We start from the raw sequence: 22,434 nt of genomic DNA, 5'->3' as shown, positions 1-22,434 counted from the left end.
AAGAAAGGAAGAGACAATGAATCACTACACACGCTGGCTTGAGCTAAAAGAAGAAAACCCGGGTAAGTACGCGCGTGACATCGCAGGCCTGATGAATATCAGTGAAGCCGAGCTGACCTTTGCACGTGTGGGGCATGATGCATGGCGGCTGCACGGAGAAATTCGCGAGATCTTAGGCGCACTGGAAACCGTAGGCGAAACCAAGTGCATCTGCCGCAACGAATATGCCGTTCACGAGCAGGTTGGCACCTTCACCAACCAGCACCTCAACGGCCACGCCGGGCTGGTGCTGAATCCGCGTGCGCTGGACTTACGTCTGTTCCTGAACCAGTGGGCGAGCGTGTTTCATATCAGCGAAACGACCGCCCGTGGTGAACGTCAGAGCATTCAGTTCTTCGACCATCAGGGCGATGCACTGCTGAAGGTGTACACCACCGACAATACTGACGTTTCTGCCTGGGGCGATGTGCTGACGCGCTTTATCTTTGCCGATAACCCGCCTCTGGCGCTGAGAGCCGCGGAACTGCCTGTTCATGCTGAAAACGCCGACGGTGCTCTCGTTGATAAAGAGTGGCGTGCCATGACCGACGTCCATCAGTTCTTTACCCTGCTGAAACGCCACAATCTGTCCCGTCAGCAGGCTTTCCGCCTGGTGGGTGACGATCTGGCGTGCAAGGTCGATAACCGCGCGCTGGCACAACTGCTGGATACCGCCCGTCAGGACGGCAACGAAATTATGGTGTTTGTCGGCAACCGCGGCTGCGTGCAGATCTTCACCGGCGTAGTGGAAAAACTGGTGCCGATGAAAGGCTGGCTGAACATCTTTAACCCGACCTTTACCCTGCATCTGCTGGAAGAGACCATCGCCGAAACCTGGGTAACCCGCAAACCTACCGCTGATGGCCATGTGACCAGCCTGGAGCTGTTTGCCGCTGACGGCACGCAAATCGCACAGCTGTACGGTCAGCGTACCGAAGGTGAACCAGAGCAAAGCCAGTGGCGCAGCCAGATTGATGCCCTGACACCAAAAGGGCTGGCCGCATGAAAAAATGGTTCGCCCTGCTCGGTGCCTTACCGCTGGTCGCGTTTGCTGCCACGCCTGAGAAAGTGGTCACGCTTGGCGGCGATGTCACTGAGATTGTCTATGCATTAGGTGCTCAGTCGTCTCTGGTCGCGCGCGACAGTACCAGCCAGTGGCCTCAGGCGGCAAACGATCTCCCGGATGTGGGGTATTTGCGCCAGCTTAATGCCGAAGGGATTTTATCCATGCGCCCGACGCTGGTGCTGGCAAGTGCGCAGGCACAACCTTCTCTTGCCTTAAAGCAGGTCGAACAAAGCCATGTGAAAGTCGTCACCGTACCCGGCAGCAATGACCTGAGCGTGATTGATGAAAAAGTCCGTGTGATTGCGCAAGCCACTCATCAGCAGGCACAGGGCGAGATCCTGCGCGGCAAGCTGCGTCAGGAATTAGCAGCACTGCCCACGACACCGCTTAACAAGCGTGTGCTGTTTATCCTCAACCACGGCGGCATGACCGCAATGGCGGCAGGACAACAGACCGGGGCCGATGCCGCCATTCGGGCCGCAGGGTTGCAGAATGCCATGCAGGGCTTCACCCGCTATCAGCCACTCTCGCAGGAAGGGGTTATCGCAAGCCAGCCCGATCTGGTTGTGATTTCTCAGGACGGTGTGAAAGCGCTCGGTGGCGAAGAGAATCTGTGGAAACTGCCAGGTCTGGCGCAAACGCCGGCTGGACGTAACAAACAGGTTCTTGCCATTGATGATATGGCGCTGCTGGGCTTCAGCGTGCGCACGCCGCAGGCCATTCAACAGTTGCGCACCAAAGCCGAGCAGTTGCCCTGATGACCCGGCGTATCACACTCTCCCTGTGTATGCTGGCCGTAGCGCTACTGGTGATGACGCTTCTGGCAACGGGTTTTGGCGCGTTGCGCCTGCCGGTGAGCCTGCTGTGGAATAACAGCGATGACGCACTTCGTCAGATCTGGCTGACCATCCGCCTGCCCCGCGTGCTGCTGGCACTGGTGATTGGTGGTTCGCTGGCGCTGGCGGGCTGTGTGATGCAGGGGCTGTTTCGTAATCCGCTTGCCGATCCGGGTCTGCTTGGGATCAGCAGCGGCGCTGCGCTGGCCGTCGCGCTGTGGGTGGTTATCCCACTTTCGCTGCCAGCCCTGGTGATGTTATATGCGCCGATGCTGGCGGCATTTCTCGGCGCGCTGGCGGCAACCGTGGTGATTTTCCTGCTAAGCCAGCAGCGGGAAAGCTCGCTGTCGCGGCTGCTGCTGGTGGGTATTGCCATCAACGCGCTGTGTGGCGCGGCGGTGGGGGTACTTTCCTGGATCAGCAACGATGCTCAGCTTCGCCAGCTCTCGTTGTGGGGAATGGGTAGCCTTGGGCAGGCCCAGTGGTCAACACTTCTGGCCGTGACCTCGCTGATGGTGCCCACGGTGTGGGTAATCTGGCGGCTTGCGACTGCGCTCAATCTGCTGCAACTGGGCGAAGAAGAGGCGCATTATCTCGGGGTCGATGTGAAGGTTGTTCAGCGTGTGTTACTGCTGTGCAGCGCGTTGCTGGTGGCGGCTGCCGTTGCCGTCAGTGGCGTTATCGGCTTTGTCGGGCTGGTGGTACCGCATCTGATGCGAATGTGGCTTGGGGCCGACCACCGGGCGGTGATCCCCGGCTCCGTACTGGCTGGCGCATTTTTACTGTTGATTGCCGATACGGTTGCGCGAACCCTGGTAGCTCCGGCGGAAATGCCGGTTGGGCTTCTGACCAGCATCCTTGGCGCCCCCTGGTTCCTGTGGCTTATTTTCCGTCGGGGAGGCCAGCATGGCTGATTGTTTTAGTGCAGAAAATCTCACCTTTCGCGTAGCACACCGCACCCTGATTAATGACGTATCCCTTTCGTTATCCCAGGGTGAACTGGTGGCGTTGATAGGCCCTAACGGTGCCGGGAAATCGACGTTATTACGCCTGCTCACGGGCTATCTCAAACCGGCGAGCGGACAATGCTTACTGGCGGGAACCCCCCTTCACGACTGGCACCCGGAAAAATTATCCCGTTGTCGGGCAGTGATGCGACAGCAGACACAGCTGGGCTTTGACTGGCCGGTAGAAGCCGTAGTAGGAATGGGCCGCGCGCCCTGGACACACCATCCTGAAGCGGCGGTTGTACGTGAAGTGATGCAGATAACGGGCTGTTTACCGCTGGCCGGACGGCAGTTCGCGGCGTTGTCCGGAGGAGAACAGCAGCGCGTGCAGCTTGCCCGCGCGCTGGCGCAGTTGTGGTGCGATGGCGAGCCAGGCGGCTGGCTGTTTCTGGACGAGCCAACCTCGGCGCTGGATCTTTACCATCAGCAGCACCTGCTGCGCCTGTTGAAAACCTTAACCGGCCGGGGAAAATTACATGTCTGTATTGTTCTGCACGATCTGAATCTTGCCGCGCTGTGGGCGGATCGGGTTGTGTTATTACATAACGGGCAGATTGTTTCCCACGGTACGCCCGAACAGGTCTTGCAGGCCGACACCCTGGCGCACTGGTATGGCGCGCAGGTTCACGTCGGCAGGCATCCGGCTCACCACGCACCGCAGGTTTTTCTCGCCCCTTAGCTTGAGCAGCTGACCTCCAGCCGCTTGCCCCAGTCCGGCGGGCGGCTGACATAATCATCATCCCTGTCAGCAAAAGGCGTGCGTAACGCCAGGTGCAACCGGTGCAGCTCCGCATATTCGCCCTGCTCTGCCTGTTCAATTGCCCGCTGCGCCAGCCAGTTGCGCAAGACCATCGCCGGATTAGCCGCATTCATTTGCGCCTGGCGGGTTGCATCATCCACATTATCGCGTTGCAAACGCGCCCGATACTGCCGATACCAGTCATCAAAGGCCTGACGGTCGATAAACTCATCGCGCAGCACAGAAGCACTACTGTGTTGCTCCGTCTGGCCCAGCATCCGGAAGGTACGGGTGTAATCGCTGCCCTCGCGGGCCATCAGCGCGAAAAGCCCGTTCAGGATGTCGTTATCGCCCTTCTCCTGGGTTATCAGCCCCAGTTTCCCGCGCATTAATTTTCCGTACTCGCGCAGCAGAACGTCCTGATAGGTATCGAGCGCATCGTTGAGGGCGTCAACATCGATAAACGGCGATAAAGATTGCGCCAGGCGCTGCAAATTCCACAGCCCGACCGCTGGCTGGTTGTCAAAGCTGTAACGCCCCTGGTAATCAGAGTGGTTACAGATATAGCCCGGCTGATAATCGTCGAGGAAGCCGTACGGGCCATAGTCAAAGGTCAGCCCCAGGATAGACATGTTATCGGTGTTCATCACACCGTGCGCAAAGCCCACGCTTTGCCAGCGGGCAATCATTGACGCGGTACGCGCCACCACATCACAGAACCAGAGTCGGTATTTATCCGCCTCGTCCTTCAATGCGGGCCAGTGGCGGCGAATAGCGTAATCGGCAAGCTGGCGGACCTTGTCCGGCTCACGTCGATAATAGAAATGTTCGAAATGGCCAAAGCGCAGGTGGCTTTGCGCAACGCGCATCAGCATCGCCCCCTGCTCCATCGTTTCTCGTGCGACAGGCGTGTCGCTGGTCACGATGGATAACGCCCGTGTGGTGGGAATACCCAGGGCGTGCATCGCTTCGGACGCCAGACATTCGCGAATGGTTGAGCGCAGCACCGCGCGGCCATCGCCCATGCGGGAATACGGGGTAAGACCCGCACCTTTCAGATGCCAGTCGAATGATTGTCCGTCGGGGAGTTGTTGTTCACCCAACAAAATGCCTCTGCCATCGCCCAACTGCCCCGCCCAGACGCCAAACTGGTGTCCGCTGTAGACCTGAGCCAGGGGGTTCATACCAGGGAGCAGCGTTTCGCCGCCCCAGACCCCAGCGCCTTCAGAGGGCCGGAATAACGCAGGCGGAACGCCCAATGCATCGGCAAGCTGGTCGTTATGCCAGATCAGCCGGGCATTTTGTAATGGGGTTGGTTTGAGCGCGGTGTAAAAGCCGGGCAACTCGTCATGCCAGTGTGCAGTAAAAGACAGGGTCATAAGTCCTCCTGCTTTTAGTGTAGAGGGTTTACCTGGACTTAAACACGGGCGAAAACAAGGGTTATCACTGAACCAGCAGAGTCACTTGTTCCGCCGTGACGGCAGGCCACAGCCCACCCTGCATCGCGCCGAACTCAAATGGCATCACGCGCTGCAATGTTCCGTGGTCGTCGATACCAGCGACAATCACCGACTGGCAGTGCGGTGTTATTTGCCAGAGGATCGCACGCATAAAAGGCTCGAATGACAGCTCGGTGACGCGTTGCTGAATAAAGTTTCTGTCGATGATCACACGTTTAAACAAACCGTCATACACAGGCTTCAGAGAAGCGGCCCCGGCACCAAAATTGGCCAGTACCAGCGGATAACGGATCGCCATCCTTGCCATCGCCAGATCGTCCTTTCCGTTATTTAAACCTGGATAGTTCTCATTAACAGTAAACTCCAGAAACGGGAAGCGTTCGATTATTGAAACAGCGTTTTCATTTGTTAATAAAAACTCAACAATTGCAGGTGTAATATTAATCCATGCAATAAGCTGATGCTGAATAAAGAACAGTTTGCAGGTCTCGAGCAGTTGCAGTTTTTCCTGAAACAGCGCGAGTTCTTCCGCTGGTGAAAGATGTGGGATAACCAGTTCAGTGGGGATTCGTACGTCTGTATCCACGCCAACAAAGTTAACCATAATTTCTAAACCTTTAAGCTCCCCGGCACTATTACGTGCAGGACAAAGTAAAAACTCAGACTGGTAAGCATTATCTAGCGTGATAATCATTGCGCTCGCCCCGCTTTAAAGATGAAAGAGGACATCCTGGAGCAATTGCTGACACAATTCCACTGTATTGATTTTAATAAGATTAATTTCATTAGTTCCGTATTAGTTTTCAGATTTATCCCTGAATCTAAAAATAATCTTATCCTGGTTACTCATTAATAGCCAGTTTTAGATAAAACAGACACATACAGACATAATTAATTCGGCATAAATTTAACTTTAATCAACATATATCTGAAACTCAGGCGCGTTTTTTTAGCCAGTACGCGCCAGGAAACTGACATGTTAAGCATTGCTAAATACGCCTGGCTTGCCAGAAGTTTTTACGCCAGTAAACATTATCGAGAGATGAACGCATCACCCCACGACTGGTTGAGGCATGAATGAACTGGTTATCCGTATCATAAATACCAACATGAAGACCGCTTTCACCTGAGCCTGTTTTGAAAAATACCAGGTCGCCAGGCAGTAAATCGTCCTTATCAATTTCAGTGCCGATTTCAGCCTGTTTACGCGTTTCACGCGGTAGCTGTAAATCAAACTTATCGCGAAACGTCATGAGCACAAAACCCGAGCAATCCACACCGCCACGGCTCATCCCACCGTAACGATACGGCGTGCCGCGCCAGTTGCTCAGCTGATCGTTAAGGCTGGCAATGACCGTAATGGAATCAGACAGTCGCGCATTAGGTGGTGGCGCACGATGGCTACTGCATCCCGCAAGAAATAACGCCGCTGCAAGGAGAAACCAGAATCGCATTTTCAGACGAATCCTCTGCTTTTATTGTTCTTTTCGTAATTTAGCGTGCAATTGTGCAACCGCGCAAGAAACGGTTACTCCTGAGCCGTAGAAATCAGCATCTTATGCCCTTCGATATCCAGCCTGCGAAAGTGCATGTTATAGGCAGTAGCCAGATGAGGAGGCGTCAGCACGCTATCCCGCGCGCCGCTGGCAATCATTTTACCCCGGGCCAGCAACCATACCCGGTGGGCATGGCGTAGCGTATGGTTCAGGTCGTGGCTGCTCATGACCACAGCGACACCCGCACGGGTGAGTGAACTCAGGATAGTGTCGAGCGCGGCCTGCTGAGCAACATCCAGGCCGCTCATTGGCTCGTCCAGCAACAGCAAGCATCCCTGAGAATTACCCGCCGGATGGATCTGAAGAATAACGGCCGCCAGACGCACACGTTGCCACTCGCCGCCAGAAAGCTGGCTGGCATTTCGCGACAGTTTGTCCTCTAACCCCAATGCCGCCGCCACCTCTTCGAGAAGCGCAGTGCGGCTTTTATCATGCAGATGCAGCGTAAGATAGTGCCAGACCGGCATAGCAAATGGCGGGACTTGCTGTTGCACTAAATAACCCCGCCGGTGCGCCAGCGACACCGGTGACCATTGGGCAAGCGAGTGACCCAACAGGGTTATCTCCCCTTGCCCGGTGGTCAGCCCCGCGATGCGCGCCAGCAGCGTGCTCTTTCCTGCGCCATTCGGCCCCACAAGATGCAGGATCTCTCCGGCATTGATGGCAGCGCTCATTGGCTCAAGGCGTCCTTTTTCAGCCACATCCGTCAGCTGCATCAGCAAGGTCATTAGTGCGCCAGCGCCTTTTTAATCGCGTCAGTCACCACGGTGTCTTCCGGCGTCATATCCGGAGAGAAACGCTGTATAACCTGCCCGTCACGCCCAATCAGGAATTTTTCAAAGTTCCACAGGATATCGTCCGGGTAGAGCGGCGCACGTCCTTTACTGGCCATACGCTCGTAGAAGCCACTGCCCTGCGGGGCAACCGCGGTCGGTGCCGCAGACACCAGTTTTTCATACAAAGGATGACGGTGCTCGCCATTGACATCAATCTTGCTGAACAGCGGGAAGGTCACACCATAGGTGGTACTGCAAAATGTTTTGATCTCTTCTTCGCTGCCCGGCTCCTGGCCCAAAAACTGATTGCAAGGGAACCCAAGCACGGTAAAGCCTTCGCTCTCCCAGTTTTTTTGCAGCGCTTCAAGCTGCTCGTACTGTGGCGTCAGGCCACATTTGGAGGCCACGTTCACCAGCAGCAAAACGTTGCCCTTGTAGCCCTCAAGCGTTGTCTTTTCGCCGTCAATGGTGGTCACTTCGGTATTCAGAATATCGTACTGCATAGCATCCCCTCAGTTTATTCCGTGGTTGGGTAGGTTTAACGTCCGGCTTTTAATAGTAGCCAGATAAATACTGGCGCGCCTAGCGTGGCGGTGACCACGCCAATCGGCAGCTCAGCGGCTGTCAGTGCAAGCCTGGCGATAATATCAGCCACCAACAGCGTTGCCGCACCGGCTATGGCCGCGCTCGGGAGTAACGTGCGGTGATCCGTGACACCACAAAGTCGTAGCATGTGCGGGATGACAAGGCCAATAAAACCTATGGCACCGGCCAGCGCTACGCTCACCCCTACCATCCAGCCAATGGCAATAATCAGCACATTGCGCCATAAATTCATCGACATACCGAGCTGGCGGGCAGAGGTTTCCCCCAGTGCAAGGATGTTCAGCGGTTGTGCCTGGCAGCACGCCCAGATTATCACAGGGATAAGCAATACCATCAGCCACCCCTGGCGCCAGTCAACGCCGCCAAACCCGCCCATCATCCAGTACATCAGCTGGCGTAAATCAAATGAGGTGGAAAAATAGACCGCCCAGGTCATGAGCGCACTGCAAATGATCCCCAGTGCAACTCCTGCCAGCAGCAACCGGCTGGTCGATAGATGACGTCTTGCGAAGCGCAGGAGTATCACGGTAATCACAAGCGCACCGATAATGGCGCTTAGACTAATGTTCCAGGCTGAAAGCTCGCCGCCCCCCAGCATGACCGCTGCAATCAGGCCCACGCCCGCCCCATTTGATACCCCCAGCAGGCCCGGCTCCGCCAGCGGGTTTTCAAACAGCGCCTGCATCATGGTGCCGCAGAGCGCCAGCGCCGCGCCAACGAGGATCACCGCCAGGGTGCGCGGCAGCCGGATTTGCCAGACAAAAAGCTGCCCGTCTGCGCCAAACCAGCTTTCCGGCCCCAGCCACCGGTCGCCCGCGCACAGACTGACGGCTGCGGCAACAAAGAGCAGCAGCACAAGTACAAGCAGGCGGAGCAGGTCGGATTGGCGCTGGCGATGAGCGAAATCAGGCATAGACATGGTTTTATCAGAATGAGATGTATTTGATTTTACGGTGGGTTTACAGGAGAGCAAAGAAAAAAGGCCGCGAATGCGACCTTTTTAGTTAGTTCATATTACTCTGCTTTGGGCGTTGCGTTTTCGACACGGCTTTTTAACTTCTGGCCGGGTCTGAAGGTCACCACGCGGCGGGCTGTAATGGGAATATCTTCCCCCGTCTTCGGGTTGCGGCCCGGACGTTGGTTTTTGTCTCGCAAATCAAAATTGCCAAAACCGGAGAGTTTTACCTGCTCGCCGTTTTCCAGAGCGCGACGGATCTCTTCGAAAAACAGCTCTACCAGCTCTTTGGCATCCCGTTTGCTAAGCCCAAGCTTATCAAACAGATATTCTGACATTTCAGCTTTTGTAAGCGCCATAGGTTCAATCCCTCAATGATGCCTGGAATCGCTCTTTTAATGCCTCTACACATTTGGCGACGGTAGCGGCAATCTCCTCTTCTTCGAGTGTACGGCTGGTATCCTGAAGGATAAGGCTGATAGCGAGGCTCTTGAAACCTTCTGCTACGCCCTTGCCGCGGTACACGTCAAATAAGTTTACGCCAACTACCTGATTTACGCCAACTTTCTTACATTCGGCCAAAATATCTGCTGCAGGCACGTTTTCAGCGACCACAACCGCGATATCACGGCGGTTCGCCGGGAAGCGTGAAACATCCTGCGCCTGAGGAATGACGCGGTCTGCAACCGGGTTCCACTCCAGCTCGAACACGATGGTACGGCCGTTCAGGTCCAGTTTGCGCTCCAGCTCAGGGTGAACAACACCAATGAAACCAACGCGTTTGCCATCTAAATAAATGGCAGCGCTCTGGCCTGGATGCAGGGCCGGGATGGATTCCGCACGGAATTCAATTTCAGATAATTTACCGGTCAGATCGAGAATCGCTTCCAGATCGCCCTTCATATCGTAGAAATCAACCGTCCCTTTTGCCAGATCCCAGTGTTCTTCATAGCGGTTGCCGCTGATGGCGCCAGCCAGCATGAGATCCTGACGGATGCCTAAATTTGCCTGATTATCTGGCACAAAGCGCAATCCACTTTCGAAAATGCGCACACGGTTTTGCTGACGATTCTGGTTGTAAACGATAGTCCCGAGCAGACCCGTCCACAGGGACAGACGCATTGCTGACATTTCGCTTGAGATTGGGCTTGGCAGGATCAGCGCTTCCTCAGCCGGGTGGATCCACTGCTGTACCTTCGGATCAACGAAGCTATAGGTGATCACTTCCTGATAGCCTTTGTCATTGAGCATGGTTTTCACACGCTTCAGGGACAGGTCGGCTTCGCGGTGAGAGCCCATGACCAGGCCTGCCTGTACCGGCGCGTCTGGAATGTTGTTGTAGCCGTAAACACGCGCCACTTCTTCCACCAAGTCTTCTTCGATTTCCATATCAAAACGCCATGATGGCGCAACGGCTTTCCACTCGTCCTGACCTTCGGTGACTTCACAGCCCAGACGACGCAGAATGTCGCTAACCTGAGTATCCGCAACGTGGTGGCCAATCAGACGATCCAGCTTGCTGCGCCGCAGGGTGATGGTTGCGCGTTTCGGCAGAGTAGCTTCGTTTGTGACATCAATAACCGGGCCCGCTTCGCCGCCACAGATATCGATCAGCAGGCGCGTTGCACGCTCCATTGCTTTGTATTGCAGTGCCGGGTCAACGCCACGCTCGTAGCGGTGAGAAGCGTCGGTATGCAGGCCATGACGGCGCGCACGGCCGGTGATAGACAGCGGGCTGAAGAAGGCGCATTCCAGCAGTACGTTTTGCGTTTCGTCATTCACACCGGAATGCTCACCACCGAAGATACCGCCCATCGCCAGCGCTTTACCATGATCAGCAATGACCAGGGTGTCGGCGTTGAGTTTTGCTTCGCTGCCGTCCAGCAGAACCAGGGTTTCACCCTCTTTCGCCATACGCACGACAATACCGCCTTCGATACGATCTTTATCGAACGCGTGCATTGGCTGGCCCAGCTCCAGCAGAACGTAGTTAGTCACGTCTACAACCGCGTCAATGGAGCGGATGCCGCAACGACGCAGCTTCTCTTTCATCCACAGCGGGGTTGGCGCTTTAACGTTAATGCCTTTCACAACACGGCCCAGGTAACGTGGACACGCATCGGCCGCTTCAACCTGAATCGGCAGAGTGTCGGCGATGGTGGCAGCCACTGGCGTGATATCTGGCACGTTCAGCTCAACCTGGTTCAGCACGGCAACATCACGCGCCACACCGATAATGCCTAAACAGTCGGCACGGTTTGGCGTCACGCTGATCTCGATGGTGTTGTCGTCGAGTTTCAGGTATTCGCGAATATCCGTACCGATTGGCGCATCCAGCGGCAGCTCAATGATGCCGTTGTGGTCGTCGGAAATACCCAACTCAGAGAAAGAGCACAGCATCCCTTCAGACGGCTCACCACGCAGTTTTGCGGCTTTGATTTTGAAATCACCCGGCAGTACCGCACCCACGGTTGCCACAGCAACTTTCAGCCCCTGACGGCAGTTTGGCGCGCCACAGACGATATCCAGCAGGCGTTCGCCGCCCACGTTCACTTTTGTTACGCGCAGTTTGTCGGCATTAGGATGCTGGCCGCATTCAACCACTTCACCCACAACCACACCGTTAAAGGCACCTGAAACCGGCTCAACGCCGTCAACTTCCAGGCCTGCCATGGTGATTTGGTTGGAAAGCGCTTCGCTATCGAGAGAGGTGTTCACCCATTCGCGTAACCACAGTTCACTGAATTTCATTGTTCTGTCCTGCCCTTATTTAAACTGTTTGAGGAAACGCAGATCGTTTTCGAAGAATGCGCGCAAATCGGTTACGCCGTAGCGCAGCATGGTCAGACGCTCCATGCCCATACCGAAGGCAAAGCCAGAGTACACTTCAGGATCAATGCCGACATTACGCAGAACATTTGGGTGCACCATGCCGCAGCCCAGCACTTCCAGCCATTTGCCATTTTTACCCATCACGTCAACTTCCGCAGAAGGTTCGGTGAACGGGAAGTAGGAAGGACGGAAACGAACCTGCAAATCTTCTTCAAAGAAGTTATTCAGGAAGTCGTGCAGCGTCCCTTTCAGGTTGGTAAAGCTGATGTTTTTATCAACGATCAGGCCTTCCATCTGGTGGAACATTGGGGTGTGCGTCTGGTCGTAATCGTTACGATAAACACGGCCTGGCGCGATGATGCGAATTGGCGGCTCTTGATCTTTCATGGTACGGATCTGCACGCCAGAAGTCTGGGTACGCAGCAGACGCGTAGCATCGAACCAGAAAGTGTCGTGGTCAGCACGTGCCGGATGATGGCCTGGAATGTTCAGCGCATCGAAGTTGTGATAGTCATCTTCGATTTCCGGGCCAGTCGCCACGGTAAAGCCGAGCTCACCGAAGAAACTTTCAATACGGTCAATAGTACGGGTAACCGGGTGCAGACCGCCGTTCTCAATACGACGACCAGGCAGGGAAACATCGATGGTTTCTTCAGCCAGACGCGCGTTCAGTGCCGCATTTTCCAGCGCGGATTTACGCGCATTCAGCGCCTGCTGTACCTGCTCTTTGGCTTCGTTAATCACCGCACCCGCTGCCGGACGCTCTTCTGCTGGCAACTCACGCAGGGTAGTCATTTGAAGGGTCAGGTGCCCTTTCTTACCCAGATATTCGACGCGGACGTTGTCTAACGCGGCAACATCTGAGGCCTGGTTAATGGCGGCCGTTGCACTGGCAACCAGCTCTGCGAGATGTGACATGGTTTTCCTCATTATGTCGGTGCAGACACCGATTTGGTGGACTTAATCTCTCGAATTTAGACACAAAAAAAGCCTCCATCAGGAGGCTTATTCGGCGCTGTTTTTCGTTTCATCTTTCACGCGCTAGCCTCCTGATATCAGGTGCTAAAGTAAAAGAAGAAGCGGAAAATAGCAGCATTCATGCTTGCGTTACCTTATAGGTTTAGAGCCGTTAAGACCTTATTGAAAAGCCTGGACGGGTAAAAGTCAATGTTCTGATAAGGTTAAAACAAAAGAGGGAGCAAAGCCCCCTCTTCCAACTGGCTTACGCCAGTGCTGCTTTCGCTTTTTCGACCAGAGCGGTGAACGCTACTTTGTCGAATACTGCGATGTCAGCCAGGATCTTACGGTCGATTTCAACAGAGGCTTTTTTCAGGCCGTTGATGAATTTGCTGTAAGAAATACCGTTCTGACGTGCTGCTGCGTTGATACGTGCAATCCACAGTTGACGGAACTGACGCTTACGTTGACGACGGTCACGGTAAGCATACTGACCAGCCTTGATAACAGCCTGGAAGGCAACGCGGTATACGCGTGAACGCGCACCGTAGTAGCCTTTAGCTTGTTTCAGAATTTTTTTGTGACGTGCACGAGCAATTACACCACGTTTTACGCGAGCCATGTGAGCTCTCCTGTATCTATATTCTTAGTAAAAAAAATTAAACGTTAACGGCTTATGCGTACGGCAGGCACGCGATAACCAGACCCAGATCGCCTTTAGACACGAGGCCTTTTGGACGCAGGTGACGTTTACGTTTAGTAGATTTTTTGGTCAGAATATGACGCAGGTTTGCGTGCTTACGCTTAAATCCACCACCACCGGTTTTTTTGAAGCGCTTAGCAGCACCGCGTACGGTCTTAATTTTTGGCATCTTAATAACTTCCACTTCGCATTGTTAAATAAACGAAACATAGGCGAGCAAAACCTATGAGGCCCGAAGGCTCCACAGATTTTGCTGCTTGAAGGCCTTACTGTTTCTTCTTAGGAGCGAGCACCATGATCATCTGGCGGCCTTCGATCTTCGTAGGGAAGGATTCGACTACTGCCAGTTCACTCAGATCGTCACGGACGCGGTTAAGCACTTCCATACCAATCTGTTGGTGGGCCATCTCACGACCGCGGAAACGCAGTGTGATCTTGGCCTTATCGCCATCTTCCAGAAAGCGAATCAGGCTGCGGAGTTTTACCTGATAATCGCCATCGTCGGTACCAGGACGGAATTTAATTTCCTTAACCTGGATAACTTTTTGCTTCTTCTTCTGTTCCTTAGAAGACTTACTCTTTTCATAAAGGAACTTGCCGTAGTCCATGATACGACAAACTGGCGGTTCGGCGTTAGGGCTGATTTCAACTAAATCTACTCCAGCTTCTTCAGCCTTTTCGATCGCTTCTCTCAGACTCACAATTCCCAGTGGCTCACCTTCCAGATCTGTTAAGCGAACTTCCTGGGCGCGAATCTCGCCATTGATACGATTCGGACGTGCCGTTTGAACTCGTTTTCCGCCTTTAATACCTTATTCCTCCAGTTGTTGAAGACTGCGGCTGCGAATCTCTTGTTGCAGCTTCTCAATCACTTCACTTACGTCCAGGCTCCCCAGGTCTTTACCACGGCGGGTGCGAACGGCAACTTTGCCTGCTTCCACCTCTTTATCACCACAGACCAACATATACGGGACACGACGTAAAGTGTGCTCGCGGATTTTAAAGCCAATCTTCTCATTTCTCAAGTCCGCTTTTACGCGAATGCCCGCATTTTGTAGTTTCTGCGTCAATTCTTTAACGTATTCAGACTGAGAATCGGTAATGTTCATCACGACTACCTGCACTGGCGCCAGCCAGGTTGGGAAGAAGCCGGCGAACTCTTCGGTCAGGATGCCGATGAAGCGCTCCAGAGAACCGAGAATTGCACGGTGAATCATTACAGGTACCTGACGTTCGTTGTCTTCGCCAACATAAGAGGCGCTTAAACGCTGCGGCAGGGAGAAGTCCAGCTGTACAGTACCGCACTGCCATGCGCGATCGAGGCAGTCATACAGGGTAAATTCAATTTTCGGGCCGTAGAAGGCACCTTCGCCAAGCTGGTATTCGAACGGAATACCGTTCTCTTCCAGCGCAACGGCCAGATCCGCTTCAGCACGATCCCAGGTCTCGTCGCTGCCGATACGTTTTTCAGGGCGAGTTGAGAGTTTGACCACGATCTTCTCGAAGCCAAAAGTGCTGTACATATCGTAGACCATACGAATACAGGCGTTAACTTCGTCACGTACCTGATCTTCAGTACAGAAGATATGCGCATCATCCTGAGTGAAGCCACGAACACGCATCAGACCGTGCAGCGCACCTGATGGCTCGTTACGGTGGCAGCTACCGAACTCCGCCATACGCAGCGGCAGGTCGCGGTAGGATTTCAGACCCTGGTTGAAGATCTGAACGTGACCCGGGCAGTTCATTGGCTTGATGCAGTATTCACGGTTCTCAGAAGAGGTGGTGAACATCGCATCTTTGTAGTTGTCCCAGTGGCCGGTTTTTTCCCACAGCACACGGTCCATCATGAACGGGCCTTTGACTTCCTGATACTGGTACTCTTTCAGCTTGGAGCGCACGAAAGTTTCCAGTTCACGGAAGATAGTCCAGCCATCGTTATGCCAGAACACCATACCCGGCGCTTCTTCCTGCATATGGTACAGGTCAAGTTGCTTACCGATTTTACGGTGGTCGCGTTTTGCGGCTTCTTCCAGGCGTTGCAGGTAGGCGCTCAGGGCTTTCTTATCTGCCCATGCGGTACCATAAATGCGCTGCAACATCTTGTTGTTGCTGTCGCCACGCCAGTAAGCGCCTGCAATCTTCATCAGTTTGAAGTGATGACAGAAACGCATGTTCGGCACGTGCGGCCCACGGCACATGTCGATGTATTCTTCGTGATGGTACAAGCCTGGCTTGTCATCATGAGAGATGTTCTCATCAAGAATAGAGACTTTATAGCTCTCGCCGCGCTTCACGAAGGTTTCACGCGCTTCGTGCCAGCTGACTTTCTTCTTAATGACGTCGTAGTTGGATTCAGCGAGCTCGTGCATACGTTTTTCGAGCGCGTCGATATCTTCCTGGGTCAGGGTGTGGTCAAGGTCAACGTCATAGTAGAAGCCGTTGTCGATAACCGGGCCAATCGCCATTTTGGTGTTTGGCCACAGCTGCTTGATTGCATGACCTAACAGGTGCGCACAGGAGTGACGAATGATCTCCAGACCTTCTTCATCTTTCGCTGTGATGATTGACAGTTTCGCATCGTTTTCAATCAGATCGGACGCATCAACCAGCTCGCCATTTACACGGCCAGCAATGGTCGCTTTTGCGAGTCCAGGACCGATGTCCAAGGCCACATCCATTGGGCTAACAGCGTGGTCGTATTGGCGTTGGCTGCCATCAGGAAGAGTAATTACAGGCATTTTATATCCTTATTTGCAGTGATGCCCCACACATAAGAGCATATACAAAGAAAATAATCGTGATTTAACAGTAGATTACGAGGCCATCTGACCAACAATCGTCAAATTGGTTCGTTATCATGCACCTGCCGAATTCAGACAAATGCGGATTTACGTCAGGTCTTGCAATGTTAACACTAACAAAAGGGAGAATGCACCCTCTGTGGCAGACAGAAGTACCTGGTACTTTCGCATGAGTTTGCAGGGGTTCGCTTCCTGGCGCTCGCATTCCAGTCGTGCTGAGCTATTCTTGAACAGGTCCTTAAACCTTAAGGGGCACAACATGAACGTATCCAGTAGAACCGTAGTGATATTGAATATACTTTCAGCCACCGGTTTATTGTTGATTCTCGCCGAAAGATTCCACTGGTTCTGAACCGCACCACTATGATGTGGCATAACCTAACCCCGGATAATGCGCATTTCACCGCTCTCTTTGGTACACTGGCATTATCAACAGACAAGGATTAGGTTATGCCAACAAAACGATTTGCCGTAAAACACTGGAAAATGGTGCTGGTGTTAATTGCTATCTGCGGAGCGATGTTACTGTTGCGCTGGGCGGCAATGATCTGGGGCTAAAACGTCATGGAATTAGACAGGCGAAATGCCTTTACCGAATAATACATTTCGGTGAAGGTTTTTTTGCGAATACGAAATACAGGTAATGAATAAACTTTAATTATCTTTACATCATTTTAAACCGCAAAAAACCGGTACATCACAATCCGGTTTTTGACGGGTTGAGTTATTGGTTTAGTTTCAATAACAACGCGACAAGAAACGTATCAGGACCACTCACCTGCAACCAGTTTATGCACATCAAATGCGTCATTCATTGATTGACCGGTAGATTGTGAGCCCGGGGCAATGTTAGAGCCTGCTTCAACGTCAGACGCTTTAGCAATGCCGACATGGGTATTGGTGTTACTGGCAGGTGAAGTCACTTCATCAGCAGCGAATACGCCAAAGGAGAGTGCAGAAAGCACCATTGCTGCTGCGGCAGTTTTGATTTTTTTCATAATGATTGTTCTCTTACTGAATTAATGCAGAACGACTTAAGGCGAAATTTTGCCTGTGTTATGAGTGTAGACCTGGATCACACTTTTGCCTAGTCAATTTATTTATCAATTCGTGTCAAATAAACTGAATGTAATACGAAGAGAGTGAATATGGAGAAAATATGGAGATATCTGCCGAATAAATATTTTAAAACACTGTTCAATATAAAATAGCACAGTTCGCAAAAATAAAAAAACGGGCCGATAATATTTCGGCCCGTGGTAATTACATTTTGTAGCCCAGTGAAATCGTGGTTCTGCGGTCGGTGTGATCCGGTGCAGTATCTGGAGGTGAAGAGTTCCAGGTCACGTTGTAAGCCACTTTTAAACCAAAGTGTTCATTGATTGCTACATTCAGCGCCGTTTCAGAGTTTAGCGTTGTATCATCGGCACCGAATACAGAAACACCCTGAGTAAATTTGGTGTTGTCGGTCATCTGCCAGGCATAAGTACCAGACGCATAGCCTAACGGTTGGGTTTTGGTATCGCCATCGGTGTACTCGTCATAACGTACACCAGGACCGAATTCAAAACGGAAGCTGTGAACAGGCCCGTTCAGGAACTGGCGACCATAACCTGCGGTGAAGACATCACGCTGGCGATAGCCATTGTACCGGTCGGTTAACCAGCTGGCCTGGCCGAACAGGTAGTCGTAATCGGTCATATTGTAACGGCTACGTCCACCTACTGCGTATTTTTCGGAAGAGCGTTCGTCGTTAGCGGAGGTGTTGCTGGCGTTACCCCATAAGGACCAGGCCGTGTTGCTACCGTACCAGGTCAGCGTGCTGTCCGCCGTCAGCGAAGAACTTTTCGTGTTACCGGATTGCGCCAAATATCCGGCGTTCAGGTTACCTTCAAAGGGCTTTTGCGCCGTGGTGGGATCGTCCATGACAGTAAAAACGGTATCATCGGCGGTCGCATTCATTGACGCAAACACGCCACCCGCCAGCATCAGTGCAGCGGGTACTGTCTTCAAAAGCTTCATTTTATTAAGGAGTCCGTACAACAAAAAAAGAGACCATCACGGTCCCGGAAACTTTCTTGAGGATCAATGACAAGGCGTCCAGAGAAAGGTAAGAAATTATAAAAAGGCTCAAATAACATAGCAATGTTTTCTTATTTCATTTTTTGAATAAGAACGATCCCAAAACGCGTTTTATTTTATAAAACAATTTGGTTACTTTTTAATTATTCATAATGAAAATCATGATGTTAATTACTTTGCCTTCTGATGAATTGGTGCCAGTATTACTGATACCCATACTAAAAGGAGGTAATGATGGTTTCTATTTATACACTCACGCTCTCCCCTTCCCTCGACTCCGCCACCCTGACGCCGCAGATTTACCCGGAAGGTAAACTGCGCTGTAGCGCCCCTGTATTTGAACCAGGCGGCGGTGGGATCAACGTGGCGCGCGCCATTACGCACCTCGGCGGAAAGGCGACGGCAATATTCCCCGCCGGCGGCGCTACCGGGGAGCATCTGGTCGCACTGCTGGCAGATGAAAAGGTCGCAGTTTCAACCGTTAACGCCCAGGACTGGACGCGGCAGAACCTGCACGTCCACGTGACATCCAGCGGCGAACAGTACCGTTTCGTTATGCCCGGCGCGAAACTGAGCGAAGATGAATTCCGCCAGCTTGAGGAAAAAGTTCTGGCCATCGAGAGTGGTGCCTTGCTGGTCATTAGCGGCAGCCTGCCGCCTGGTGTCAAAACGGAAAGGCTGACGCAGTTGATCCGGGCCGTCCAGAAGAAGGGGATCCGCTGCATTGTTGACAGCTCTGGTGAAGCACTTCAGGCCGCCTTAGAGCCAGGGCAACTTGAGCTGGTCAAACCCAACCAGAAAGAACTAAGTGCGCTGGTCAACCGTGAGCTCACCCAGCCTGACGATGTCCGCACTGCGGCGCAAGAACTGATTCACAGCGGCAAAGCCCTGCGCGTGGTGGTGTCTCTTGGTCCACAAGGGGCGTTAGCCGTTGATGGCTCCGGTTTTGTGCAGGTGGTCCCGCCGCCGATGAAGAGCCAGAGCACCGTGGGTGCAGGCGACAGCATGGTGGGTGCAATGGCGCTGAAACTGGCGCAAGGGGCCTCGTTACTGGAGATGACGCGCTACGGTGTGGCGGCAGGTAGCGCAGCAACGATTAACCAGGGTACACGGTTGTGTTCTCTTGCCGATACGCTAAAAATTGTGGATTACCTTTCCAGAAGTTAAGACATTCTCCCCTTCTTCATGGAGGGGAAATGCTCCCCGGGTTCGCCAAACGCGTACTATCGACTATGCTAAGAAAACTTTCATGATAACAATGAGGTGAAATATGAGCAGTGGAGATATCACTCGCTATGTCATAACCGTCAGTTTTCATGAAGCATCACTGACCGAACTCAATGAAATCAACAACGCCTTTACTCGTGCCAATTTTTTACTCACGCTAACGGATGAAGAAGGCAATATTCATGAACTCGGCACGCTGACATTTGGGCTGATAAGCGCGTTATCCAGAGATGAAGTCAGCGCGCTGGCAAGCAGCCTGATTGAAAGTGCCACCCACAAAACAGCCGACATTGACGTAGACACCTGGGAAAACTGGCAAAAAAAAGAACAATAAGTGCCCTGCGTGGATCCAAACGGCTCAGGTGTGCGTTAGTTCGTATTTTTTTACAGCGGTTTTGCGCTAACTTTATGATCTGGCAGACAACATGGGAGAGACATCATGTGGCAGGCTATCAGTCATCTTTTAAGTGAGCAACTGGGTGAAGGTGAAATTGAACTGCGTAACGAACTGCCAGGCGGAGAGATCCACGCCGCATGGCATTTACGCTACGCAGGACGTGATTTCTTCGTAAAATGTGATGAACGGGAGCTCCTCCCTATCTTCACGGCCGAAGCCGACCAGTTAGAGCTGTTATCCCGCAGCAAGACCGTTACGGTACCTCAGGTCTGGGCGTTAGGCAGCGATCGTGACTACAGCTTCCTGGTCATGGATTATCTCCCTGCCCGTCCGTTAGATGCCCATAACGCCTTTATCCTCGGGCAGCAACTGGCGCGTCTGCACCAGTGGAGCGACCAACCCCAGTTTGGGCTCGATTTTGATAACGATCTCTCCACCACTCCGCAACCCAATGCCTGGCAACGCCGCTGGTCAACTTTCTTTGCCGAACAACGCATCGGCTGGCAGCTTGAGCTGGCTGCGGAAAAAGGGCTGGAATTTGGCAATATCGACGCCATTGTCGAGCACGTTCAGCAACGTCTTGCTTCGCATCAGCCTCAGCCTTCGCTTCTGCATGGCGATTTATGGTCAGGAAACTGCGCGCTGGGGCCAGATGGACCGTATATTTTTGACCCGGCCTGCTACTGGGGCGACAGAGAGTGCGATCTTGCCATGCTGCCGCTCCATCCTGAGCAGCCTGCGCAAATCTATGACGGGTATCAGTCAGTGTCGCCACTCCCGGCAGACTTCCTTCAGCGCCAGCCGGTTTACCAGCTTTACACCCTGATTAACCGCGCGATTTTGTTTGGCGGCGAGCACCTGGTAAATGCCCAGCGCGCGCTGGAGCGCGTACTGGCGGCATAAGACAGGAACGGGTGGCCAGATGCCACCCGTTTGTTCTTATATGAAACCGAGTAACGAGAAGAAGAAATATCCGGCCACGATAATTATCACCGGCAGGACGTAGAGCGGAAAAATCTGTAGGAAAATGGTGTGACGCGGAACCACGATGCGGGACTCAATCTGCTCGCGGCTCAATCCTTCCGCCCCTTTCGCCTGCTCCAGGATCAGTTGGTCTTCCACACCTTCACGCAAAAAACGCGTCTGGCGACTCATTCTGGCACCCGACGCCTGGAGCGCCATTGCGACAAAGATCAGCGCATAGATTATCCAGAAGCCGACATTGAGCTTCTGGTGAAAATCGGGCGTTGGTGAGTTGAACCAGAAGAAGTTTAAAAAAGGCGTATTAAAACGCATCATTTCAATCATGACATGCGCAAAATCAAGCATTACCGCATTGATACCCGGCTGTTTTTCGCTGTGATCGTACATAAACTTAAGTACGGAAATCAGCGTGGAAATCACGGCCGGAATAAAGATCACCCACCCGGCAATACGTTTTAAGACAGCAATGCGTCCAGCTTGTTGATACGTCATCAGTTCCCCTTCCAAAAGACGCGTTATTTGTGCCTAAGTCTACCTGCTGCACATCATTTTCGCCCGCTCTTTAAAGGCAATATGCTAAATTGCAGACTGCACTTAGCACTTATCGTCTGTCGTACACCCTGAATTAAGGAGAAGTTGTGATGTCGACACCGCGCCAAATTCTTGCCGCTATTTTTGACATGGATGGATTACTTATTGATTCCGAGCCGCTGTGGGATCGTGCAGAACTGGATGTTATGGCCAGCCTTGGCGTGGACATTCGTCGCCGTAACGAACTCCCCGATACGCTGGGGTTACGCATCGATATGGTGGTTGAACTTTGGTACGCCCACCAGCCGTGGGTTGGGCCTGGCCGCGACGAAGTGACTGCGCGCATCATCAATCGCGCTATTACGCTAGTGGAAGAGAATCGCCCGTTGTTGCCTGGCGTGCGTGACGCAATCGCCCTGTGCAAAGCGCAAGGCCTTAAGGTTGGGCTGGCTTCGGCTTCTCCGCTGCATATGCTGGAAAAAGTGCTGACCATGTTCGAGCTGCGTGACAGCTTTGATGCGCTGGCATCGGCAGAAAACCTCCCTTACAGCAAGCCGCATCCGCAGGTCTACATGGACTGCGCCGCGAAGCTTGGGCTTGATCCTCTCACCTGCGTTGCGCTGGAAGATTCCGTTAACGGCATGGTGGCATCAAAGGCTGCGCGGATGCGCTCAATTGTCGTCCCTGCCGAAGAAGGCCAGCATGATCCGCGCTTTGCGCTTGCTGACGTTAAACTTGCCTCACTGACCGACCTGACCGTGCAACACCTGCGCGGTATATAACGCATTTCCTCAGGCAGCACCCGCTGCCTGAATTTGCAAATCAAAAAATAAAACATCGTTTCATTTTATTTGCTTTTCTGCTTATTGCCTCCTAT

Annotated in this window: 27 protein-coding genes and 1 other annotated feature; of the genes, 10 read left to right on the top strand and 17 right to left on the bottom strand. The window is 53.0% G+C overall.

Going from position 1 to position 22,434, the window contains the following annotated elements:
- Positions 1-16 precede the first annotated feature (16 nt).
- Genes chuS through M987_RS14805 form a run of 4 tightly spaced genes read left to right on the top strand, consistent with a single transcriptional unit; the run spans position 17 to position 3,627 of the window.
- Positions 17-1,045, top strand: coding sequence for a hematinate-forming heme oxygenase ChuS (chuS, locus tag M987_RS14820; RefSeq protein ID WP_014069913.1), 1,029 nt, complete (start codon positions 17-19; stop codon positions 1,043-1,045).
- Positions 1,042-1,863: a heme/hemin ABC transporter substrate-binding protein gene (locus tag M987_RS14815; protein WP_014069912.1), complete on the top strand. Its 822-nt coding sequence runs from the start codon at positions 1,042-1,044 to the stop codon at positions 1,861-1,863. The genes chuS and M987_RS14815 overlap by 4 nt, the downstream gene beginning before the upstream one ends.
- The gene (locus tag M987_RS14810) at positions 1,863-2,855 is read left to right on the top strand and encodes a FecCD family ABC transporter permease (protein ID WP_014069911.1); all 993 of its coding nucleotides are present in this window, start codon (positions 1,863-1,865) and stop codon (positions 2,853-2,855) included. Before M987_RS14815 ends, M987_RS14810 begins: the two co-directional genes overlap by 1 nt.
- On the top strand, positions 2,848-3,627 hold the full coding sequence (locus M987_RS14805) for a heme ABC transporter ATP-binding protein (protein ID WP_014069910.1): 780 nt from the start codon (positions 2,848-2,850) through the stop codon (positions 3,625-3,627). Before M987_RS14810 ends, M987_RS14805 begins: the two co-directional genes overlap by 8 nt.
- Here the strand turns inward: M987_RS14805 and selO are convergent.
- The 14 genes from selO to thrS all read right to left on the bottom strand — a co-directional run bounded on the left by selO (position 3,624) and on the right by thrS (position 16,273).
- The gene (selO, locus tag M987_RS14800; RefSeq protein WP_014069909.1) at positions 3,624-5,066 is read right to left on the bottom strand and encodes a protein adenylyltransferase SelO; all 1,443 of its coding nucleotides are present in this window, start codon (positions 5,064-5,066) and stop codon (positions 3,624-3,626) included. The two genes, M987_RS14805 and selO, sit on opposite strands and share 4 nt — an antisense overlap.
- 64 nt (positions 5,067-5,130) lie before the next feature.
- Positions 5,131-5,841 (bottom strand): EAL domain-containing protein, encoded by a 711-nt coding sequence (locus M987_RS14795; protein WP_014069908.1) that lies wholly within the window; start codon positions 5,839-5,841, stop codon positions 5,131-5,133.
- Positions 5,842-6,136: 295 nt separating this feature from the next.
- Positions 6,137-6,601 carry a C40 family peptidase gene (locus tag M987_RS14790; RefSeq protein ID WP_014069907.1) on the bottom strand — a complete coding sequence of 155 codons (465 nt, stop codon included), beginning with the start codon at positions 6,599-6,601 and terminating at the stop codon, positions 6,137-6,139.
- Positions 6,602-6,675: 74 nt separating this feature from the next.
- Complete coding sequence (gene btuD, locus M987_RS14785; protein ID WP_014069906.1) at positions 6,676-7,431, bottom strand: vitamin B12 ABC transporter ATP-binding protein BtuD; 756 nt, start codon at positions 7,429-7,431, stop codon at positions 6,676-6,678.
- Positions 7,431-7,982, bottom strand: a complete 552-nt coding sequence (locus M987_RS14780; RefSeq protein WP_014069905.1) for a glutathione peroxidase — start codon at positions 7,980-7,982, stop codon at positions 7,431-7,433. Before M987_RS14780 ends, btuD begins: the two co-directional genes overlap by 1 nt.
- A 35-nt stretch (positions 7,983-8,017) precedes the next feature.
- On the bottom strand, positions 8,018-8,998 hold the full coding sequence (btuC, locus tag M987_RS14775; RefSeq protein WP_041162219.1) for a vitamin B12 ABC transporter permease BtuC: 981 nt from the start codon (positions 8,996-8,998) through the stop codon (positions 8,018-8,020).
- Between the two features lie 101 nt (positions 8,999-9,099).
- Positions 9,100-9,399, bottom strand: coding sequence for an integration host factor subunit alpha (gene ihfA / locus M987_RS14770; RefSeq protein ID WP_003857805.1), 300 nt, complete (start codon positions 9,397-9,399; stop codon positions 9,100-9,102).
- Positions 9,400-9,403: 4 nt separating this feature from the next.
- The gene (pheT, locus tag M987_RS14765; protein WP_014069903.1) at positions 9,404-11,791 is read right to left on the bottom strand and encodes a phenylalanine--tRNA ligase subunit beta; all 2,388 of its coding nucleotides are present in this window, start codon (positions 11,789-11,791) and stop codon (positions 9,404-9,406) included.
- Between the two features lie 15 nt (positions 11,792-11,806).
- The gene (gene pheS / locus M987_RS14760) at positions 11,807-12,790 is read right to left on the bottom strand and encodes a phenylalanine--tRNA ligase subunit alpha (RefSeq protein WP_014069902.1); all 984 of its coding nucleotides are present in this window, start codon (positions 12,788-12,790) and stop codon (positions 11,807-11,809) included.
- A gap of 62 nt (positions 12,791-12,852) precedes the next feature.
- Positions 12,853-12,977, bottom strand: a sequence feature (Phe leader region).
- Entirely contained in the window at positions 12,928-12,972 is a 45-nt protein-coding gene (pheM, locus tag M987_RS24700; protein ID WP_001386830.1) for a pheST operon leader peptide PheM, read from the bottom strand. It overlaps the preceding feature by 45 nt.
- A gap of 117 nt (positions 12,978-13,094) precedes the next feature.
- Complete coding sequence (gene rplT / locus M987_RS14755) at positions 13,095-13,451, bottom strand: 50S ribosomal protein L20 (RefSeq protein ID WP_000124850.1); 357 nt, start codon at positions 13,449-13,451, stop codon at positions 13,095-13,097.
- A gap of 52 nt (positions 13,452-13,503) precedes the next feature.
- Positions 13,504-13,701 carry a 50S ribosomal protein L35 gene (gene rpmI / locus M987_RS14750; RefSeq protein WP_003030583.1) on the bottom strand — a complete coding sequence of 66 codons (198 nt, stop codon included), beginning with the start codon at positions 13,699-13,701 and terminating at the stop codon, positions 13,504-13,506.
- A gap of 97 nt (positions 13,702-13,798) precedes the next feature.
- Positions 13,799-14,341, bottom strand: coding sequence for a translation initiation factor IF-3 (infC, locus tag M987_RS14745; RefSeq protein WP_014069901.1), 543 nt, complete (start codon positions 14,339-14,341; stop codon positions 13,799-13,801).
- Positions 14,342-14,344: 3 nt separating this feature from the next.
- A complete protein-coding gene (thrS, locus tag M987_RS14740) occupies positions 14,345-16,273 on the bottom strand; it encodes a threonine--tRNA ligase (protein ID WP_014069900.1) in 1,929 nt (642 codons plus the stop codon).
- A gap of 142 nt (positions 16,274-16,415) precedes the next feature.
- Between thrS and yncL the strand changes: the two genes are divergently transcribed.
- Positions 16,416-16,688 carry a stress response membrane protein YncL gene (gene yncL, locus M987_RS25210; RefSeq protein ID WP_080562831.1) on the top strand — a complete coding sequence of 91 codons (273 nt, stop codon included), beginning with the start codon at positions 16,416-16,418 and terminating at the stop codon, positions 16,686-16,688.
- A 98-nt stretch (positions 16,689-16,786) separates the two neighbouring features.
- Positions 16,787-16,894: a small membrane protein YniD gene (yniD, locus tag M987_RS24690; RefSeq protein WP_008500658.1), complete on the top strand. Its 108-nt coding sequence runs from the start codon at positions 16,787-16,789 to the stop codon at positions 16,892-16,894.
- A gap of 206 nt (positions 16,895-17,100) precedes the next feature.
- Here the strand turns inward: yniD and M987_RS14730 are convergent, their stop codons facing one another.
- Together M987_RS14730 and M987_RS14725 are read right to left on the bottom strand one after the other, a co-directional pair.
- Complete coding sequence (locus tag M987_RS14730; protein ID WP_014069899.1) at positions 17,101-17,334, bottom strand: YdgH/BhsA/McbA family protein; 234 nt, start codon at positions 17,332-17,334, stop codon at positions 17,101-17,103.
- Positions 17,335-17,599: 265 nt separating this feature from the next.
- Positions 17,600-18,358 carry a DUF481 domain-containing protein gene (locus M987_RS14725; protein WP_014069898.1) on the bottom strand — a complete coding sequence of 253 codons (759 nt, stop codon included), beginning with the start codon at positions 18,356-18,358 and terminating at the stop codon, positions 17,600-17,602.
- Between the two features lie 294 nt (positions 18,359-18,652).
- Here M987_RS14725 and pfkB point away from each other — a divergent pair, with 294 nt between their 5' ends.
- The 3 genes from pfkB to M987_RS14710 all read left to right on the top strand — a co-directional run bounded on the left by pfkB (position 18,653) and on the right by M987_RS14710 (position 20,945).
- Positions 18,653-19,585, top strand: a complete 933-nt coding sequence (gene pfkB, locus M987_RS14720) for a 6-phosphofructokinase II (RefSeq protein WP_014069897.1) — start codon at positions 18,653-18,655, stop codon at positions 19,583-19,585.
- Between the two features lie 103 nt (positions 19,586-19,688).
- Entirely contained in the window at positions 19,689-19,979 is a 291-nt protein-coding gene (gene ghoS / locus M987_RS14715) for a type V toxin-antitoxin system endoribonuclease antitoxin GhoS (protein WP_064555877.1), read from the top strand.
- 105 nt (positions 19,980-20,084) lie between these two features.
- Positions 20,085-20,945, top strand: coding sequence for a fructosamine kinase family protein (locus M987_RS14710; RefSeq protein ID WP_014069895.1), 861 nt, complete (start codon positions 20,085-20,087; stop codon positions 20,943-20,945).
- Between the two features lie 36 nt (positions 20,946-20,981).
- Here M987_RS14710 and M987_RS14705 read toward each other — a convergent pair whose 3' ends face one another.
- Positions 20,982-21,518, bottom strand: a complete 537-nt coding sequence (locus M987_RS14705; RefSeq protein ID WP_014069894.1) for a YniB family protein — start codon at positions 21,516-21,518, stop codon at positions 20,982-20,984.
- A 149-nt stretch (positions 21,519-21,667) separates the two neighbouring features.
- Here M987_RS14705 and hxpB point away from each other — a divergent pair, with 149 nt between their 5' ends.
- Positions 21,668-22,339 (top strand): hexitol phosphatase HxpB, encoded by a 672-nt coding sequence (gene hxpB, locus M987_RS14700; protein WP_014069893.1) that lies wholly within the window; start codon positions 21,668-21,670, stop codon positions 22,337-22,339.
- Positions 22,340-22,434 lie beyond the last annotated feature (95 nt).

The sequence above is a fragment of the Enterobacter soli ATCC BAA-2102 genome, from assembly GCF_001654845.1.
Taxonomy (GTDB): domain Bacteria; phylum Pseudomonadota; class Gammaproteobacteria; order Enterobacterales; family Enterobacteriaceae; genus Enterobacter; species Enterobacter soli.
This window is presented reverse-complemented; position numbering and strand designations above follow the sequence as displayed.

Bases quoted from the DNA above. Each gene is read 5' to 3' on its own strand.
- chuS (WP_014069913.1), top strand. From the start codon at position 17: ATGAATCACTACACACGCTGGCTTGAGCTAAAAGAAGAAAACCCGGGT.
- M987_RS14815 (WP_014069912.1), top strand. From the start codon at position 1,042: ATGAAAAAATGGTTCGCCCTGCTCGGTGCCTTACCGCTGGTCGCGTTT.
- M987_RS14810 (WP_014069911.1), top strand. From the start codon at position 1,863: ATGACCCGGCGTATCACACTCTCCCTGTGTATGCTGGCCGTAGCGCTA.
- M987_RS14805 (WP_014069910.1), top strand. From the start codon at position 2,848: ATGGCTGATTGTTTTAGTGCAGAAAATCTCACCTTTCGCGTAGCACAC.
- selO (WP_014069909.1), bottom strand. From the start codon at position 5,066: ATGACCCTGTCTTTTACTGCACACTGGCATGACGAGTTGCCCGGCTTT.
- M987_RS14795 (WP_014069908.1), bottom strand. From the start codon at position 5,841: ATGATTATCACGCTAGATAATGCTTACCAGTCTGAGTTTTTACTTTGT.
- M987_RS14790 (WP_014069907.1), bottom strand. From the start codon at position 6,601: ATGCGATTCTGGTTTCTCCTTGCAGCGGCGTTATTTCTTGCGGGATGC.
- btuD (WP_014069906.1), bottom strand. From the start codon at position 7,431: ATGACCTTGCTGATGCAGCTGACGGATGTGGCTGAAAAAGGACGCCTT.
- M987_RS14780 (WP_014069905.1), bottom strand. From the start codon at position 7,982: ATGCAGTACGATATTCTGAATACCGAAGTGACCACCATTGACGGCGAA.
- btuC (WP_041162219.1), bottom strand. From the start codon at position 8,998: ATGCCTGATTTCGCTCATCGCCAGCGCCAATCCGACCTGCTCCGCCTG.
- ihfA (WP_003857805.1), bottom strand. From the start codon at position 9,399: ATGGCGCTTACAAAAGCTGAAATGTCAGAATATCTGTTTGATAAGCTT.
- pheT (WP_014069903.1), bottom strand. From the start codon at position 11,791: ATGAAATTCAGTGAACTGTGGTTACGCGAATGGGTGAACACCTCTCTC.
- pheS (WP_014069902.1), bottom strand. From the start codon at position 12,790: ATGTCACATCTCGCAGAGCTGGTTGCCAGTGCAACGGCCGCCATTAAC.
- rplT (WP_000124850.1), bottom strand. From the start codon at position 13,451: ATGGCTCGCGTAAAACGTGGTGTAATTGCTCGTGCACGTCACAAAAAA.
- rpmI (WP_003030583.1), bottom strand. From the start codon at position 13,701: ATGCCAAAAATTAAGACCGTACGCGGTGCTGCTAAGCGCTTCAAAAAA.
- thrS (WP_014069900.1), bottom strand. From the start codon at position 16,273: ATGCCTGTAATTACTCTTCCTGATGGCAGCCAACGCCAATACGACCAC.
- yncL (WP_080562831.1), top strand. From the start codon at position 16,416: ATGCGGATTTACGTCAGGTCTTGCAATGTTAACACTAACAAAAGGGAG.
- yniD (WP_008500658.1), top strand. From the start codon at position 16,787: ATGCCAACAAAACGATTTGCCGTAAAACACTGGAAAATGGTGCTGGTG.
- M987_RS14730 (WP_014069899.1), bottom strand. From the start codon at position 17,334: ATGAAAAAAATCAAAACTGCCGCAGCAGCAATGGTGCTTTCTGCACTC.
- M987_RS14725 (WP_014069898.1), bottom strand. From the start codon at position 18,358: ATGAAGCTTTTGAAGACAGTACCCGCTGCACTGATGCTGGCGGGTGGC.
- pfkB (WP_014069897.1), top strand. From the start codon at position 18,653: ATGGTTTCTATTTATACACTCACGCTCTCCCCTTCCCTCGACTCCGCC.
- ghoS (WP_064555877.1), top strand. From the start codon at position 19,689: ATGAGCAGTGGAGATATCACTCGCTATGTCATAACCGTCAGTTTTCAT.
- M987_RS14710 (WP_014069895.1), top strand. From the start codon at position 20,085: ATGTGGCAGGCTATCAGTCATCTTTTAAGTGAGCAACTGGGTGAAGGT.
- M987_RS14705 (WP_014069894.1), bottom strand. From the start codon at position 21,518: ATGACGTATCAACAAGCTGGACGCATTGCTGTCTTAAAACGTATTGCC.
- hxpB (WP_014069893.1), top strand. From the start codon at position 21,668: ATGTCGACACCGCGCCAAATTCTTGCCGCTATTTTTGACATGGATGGA.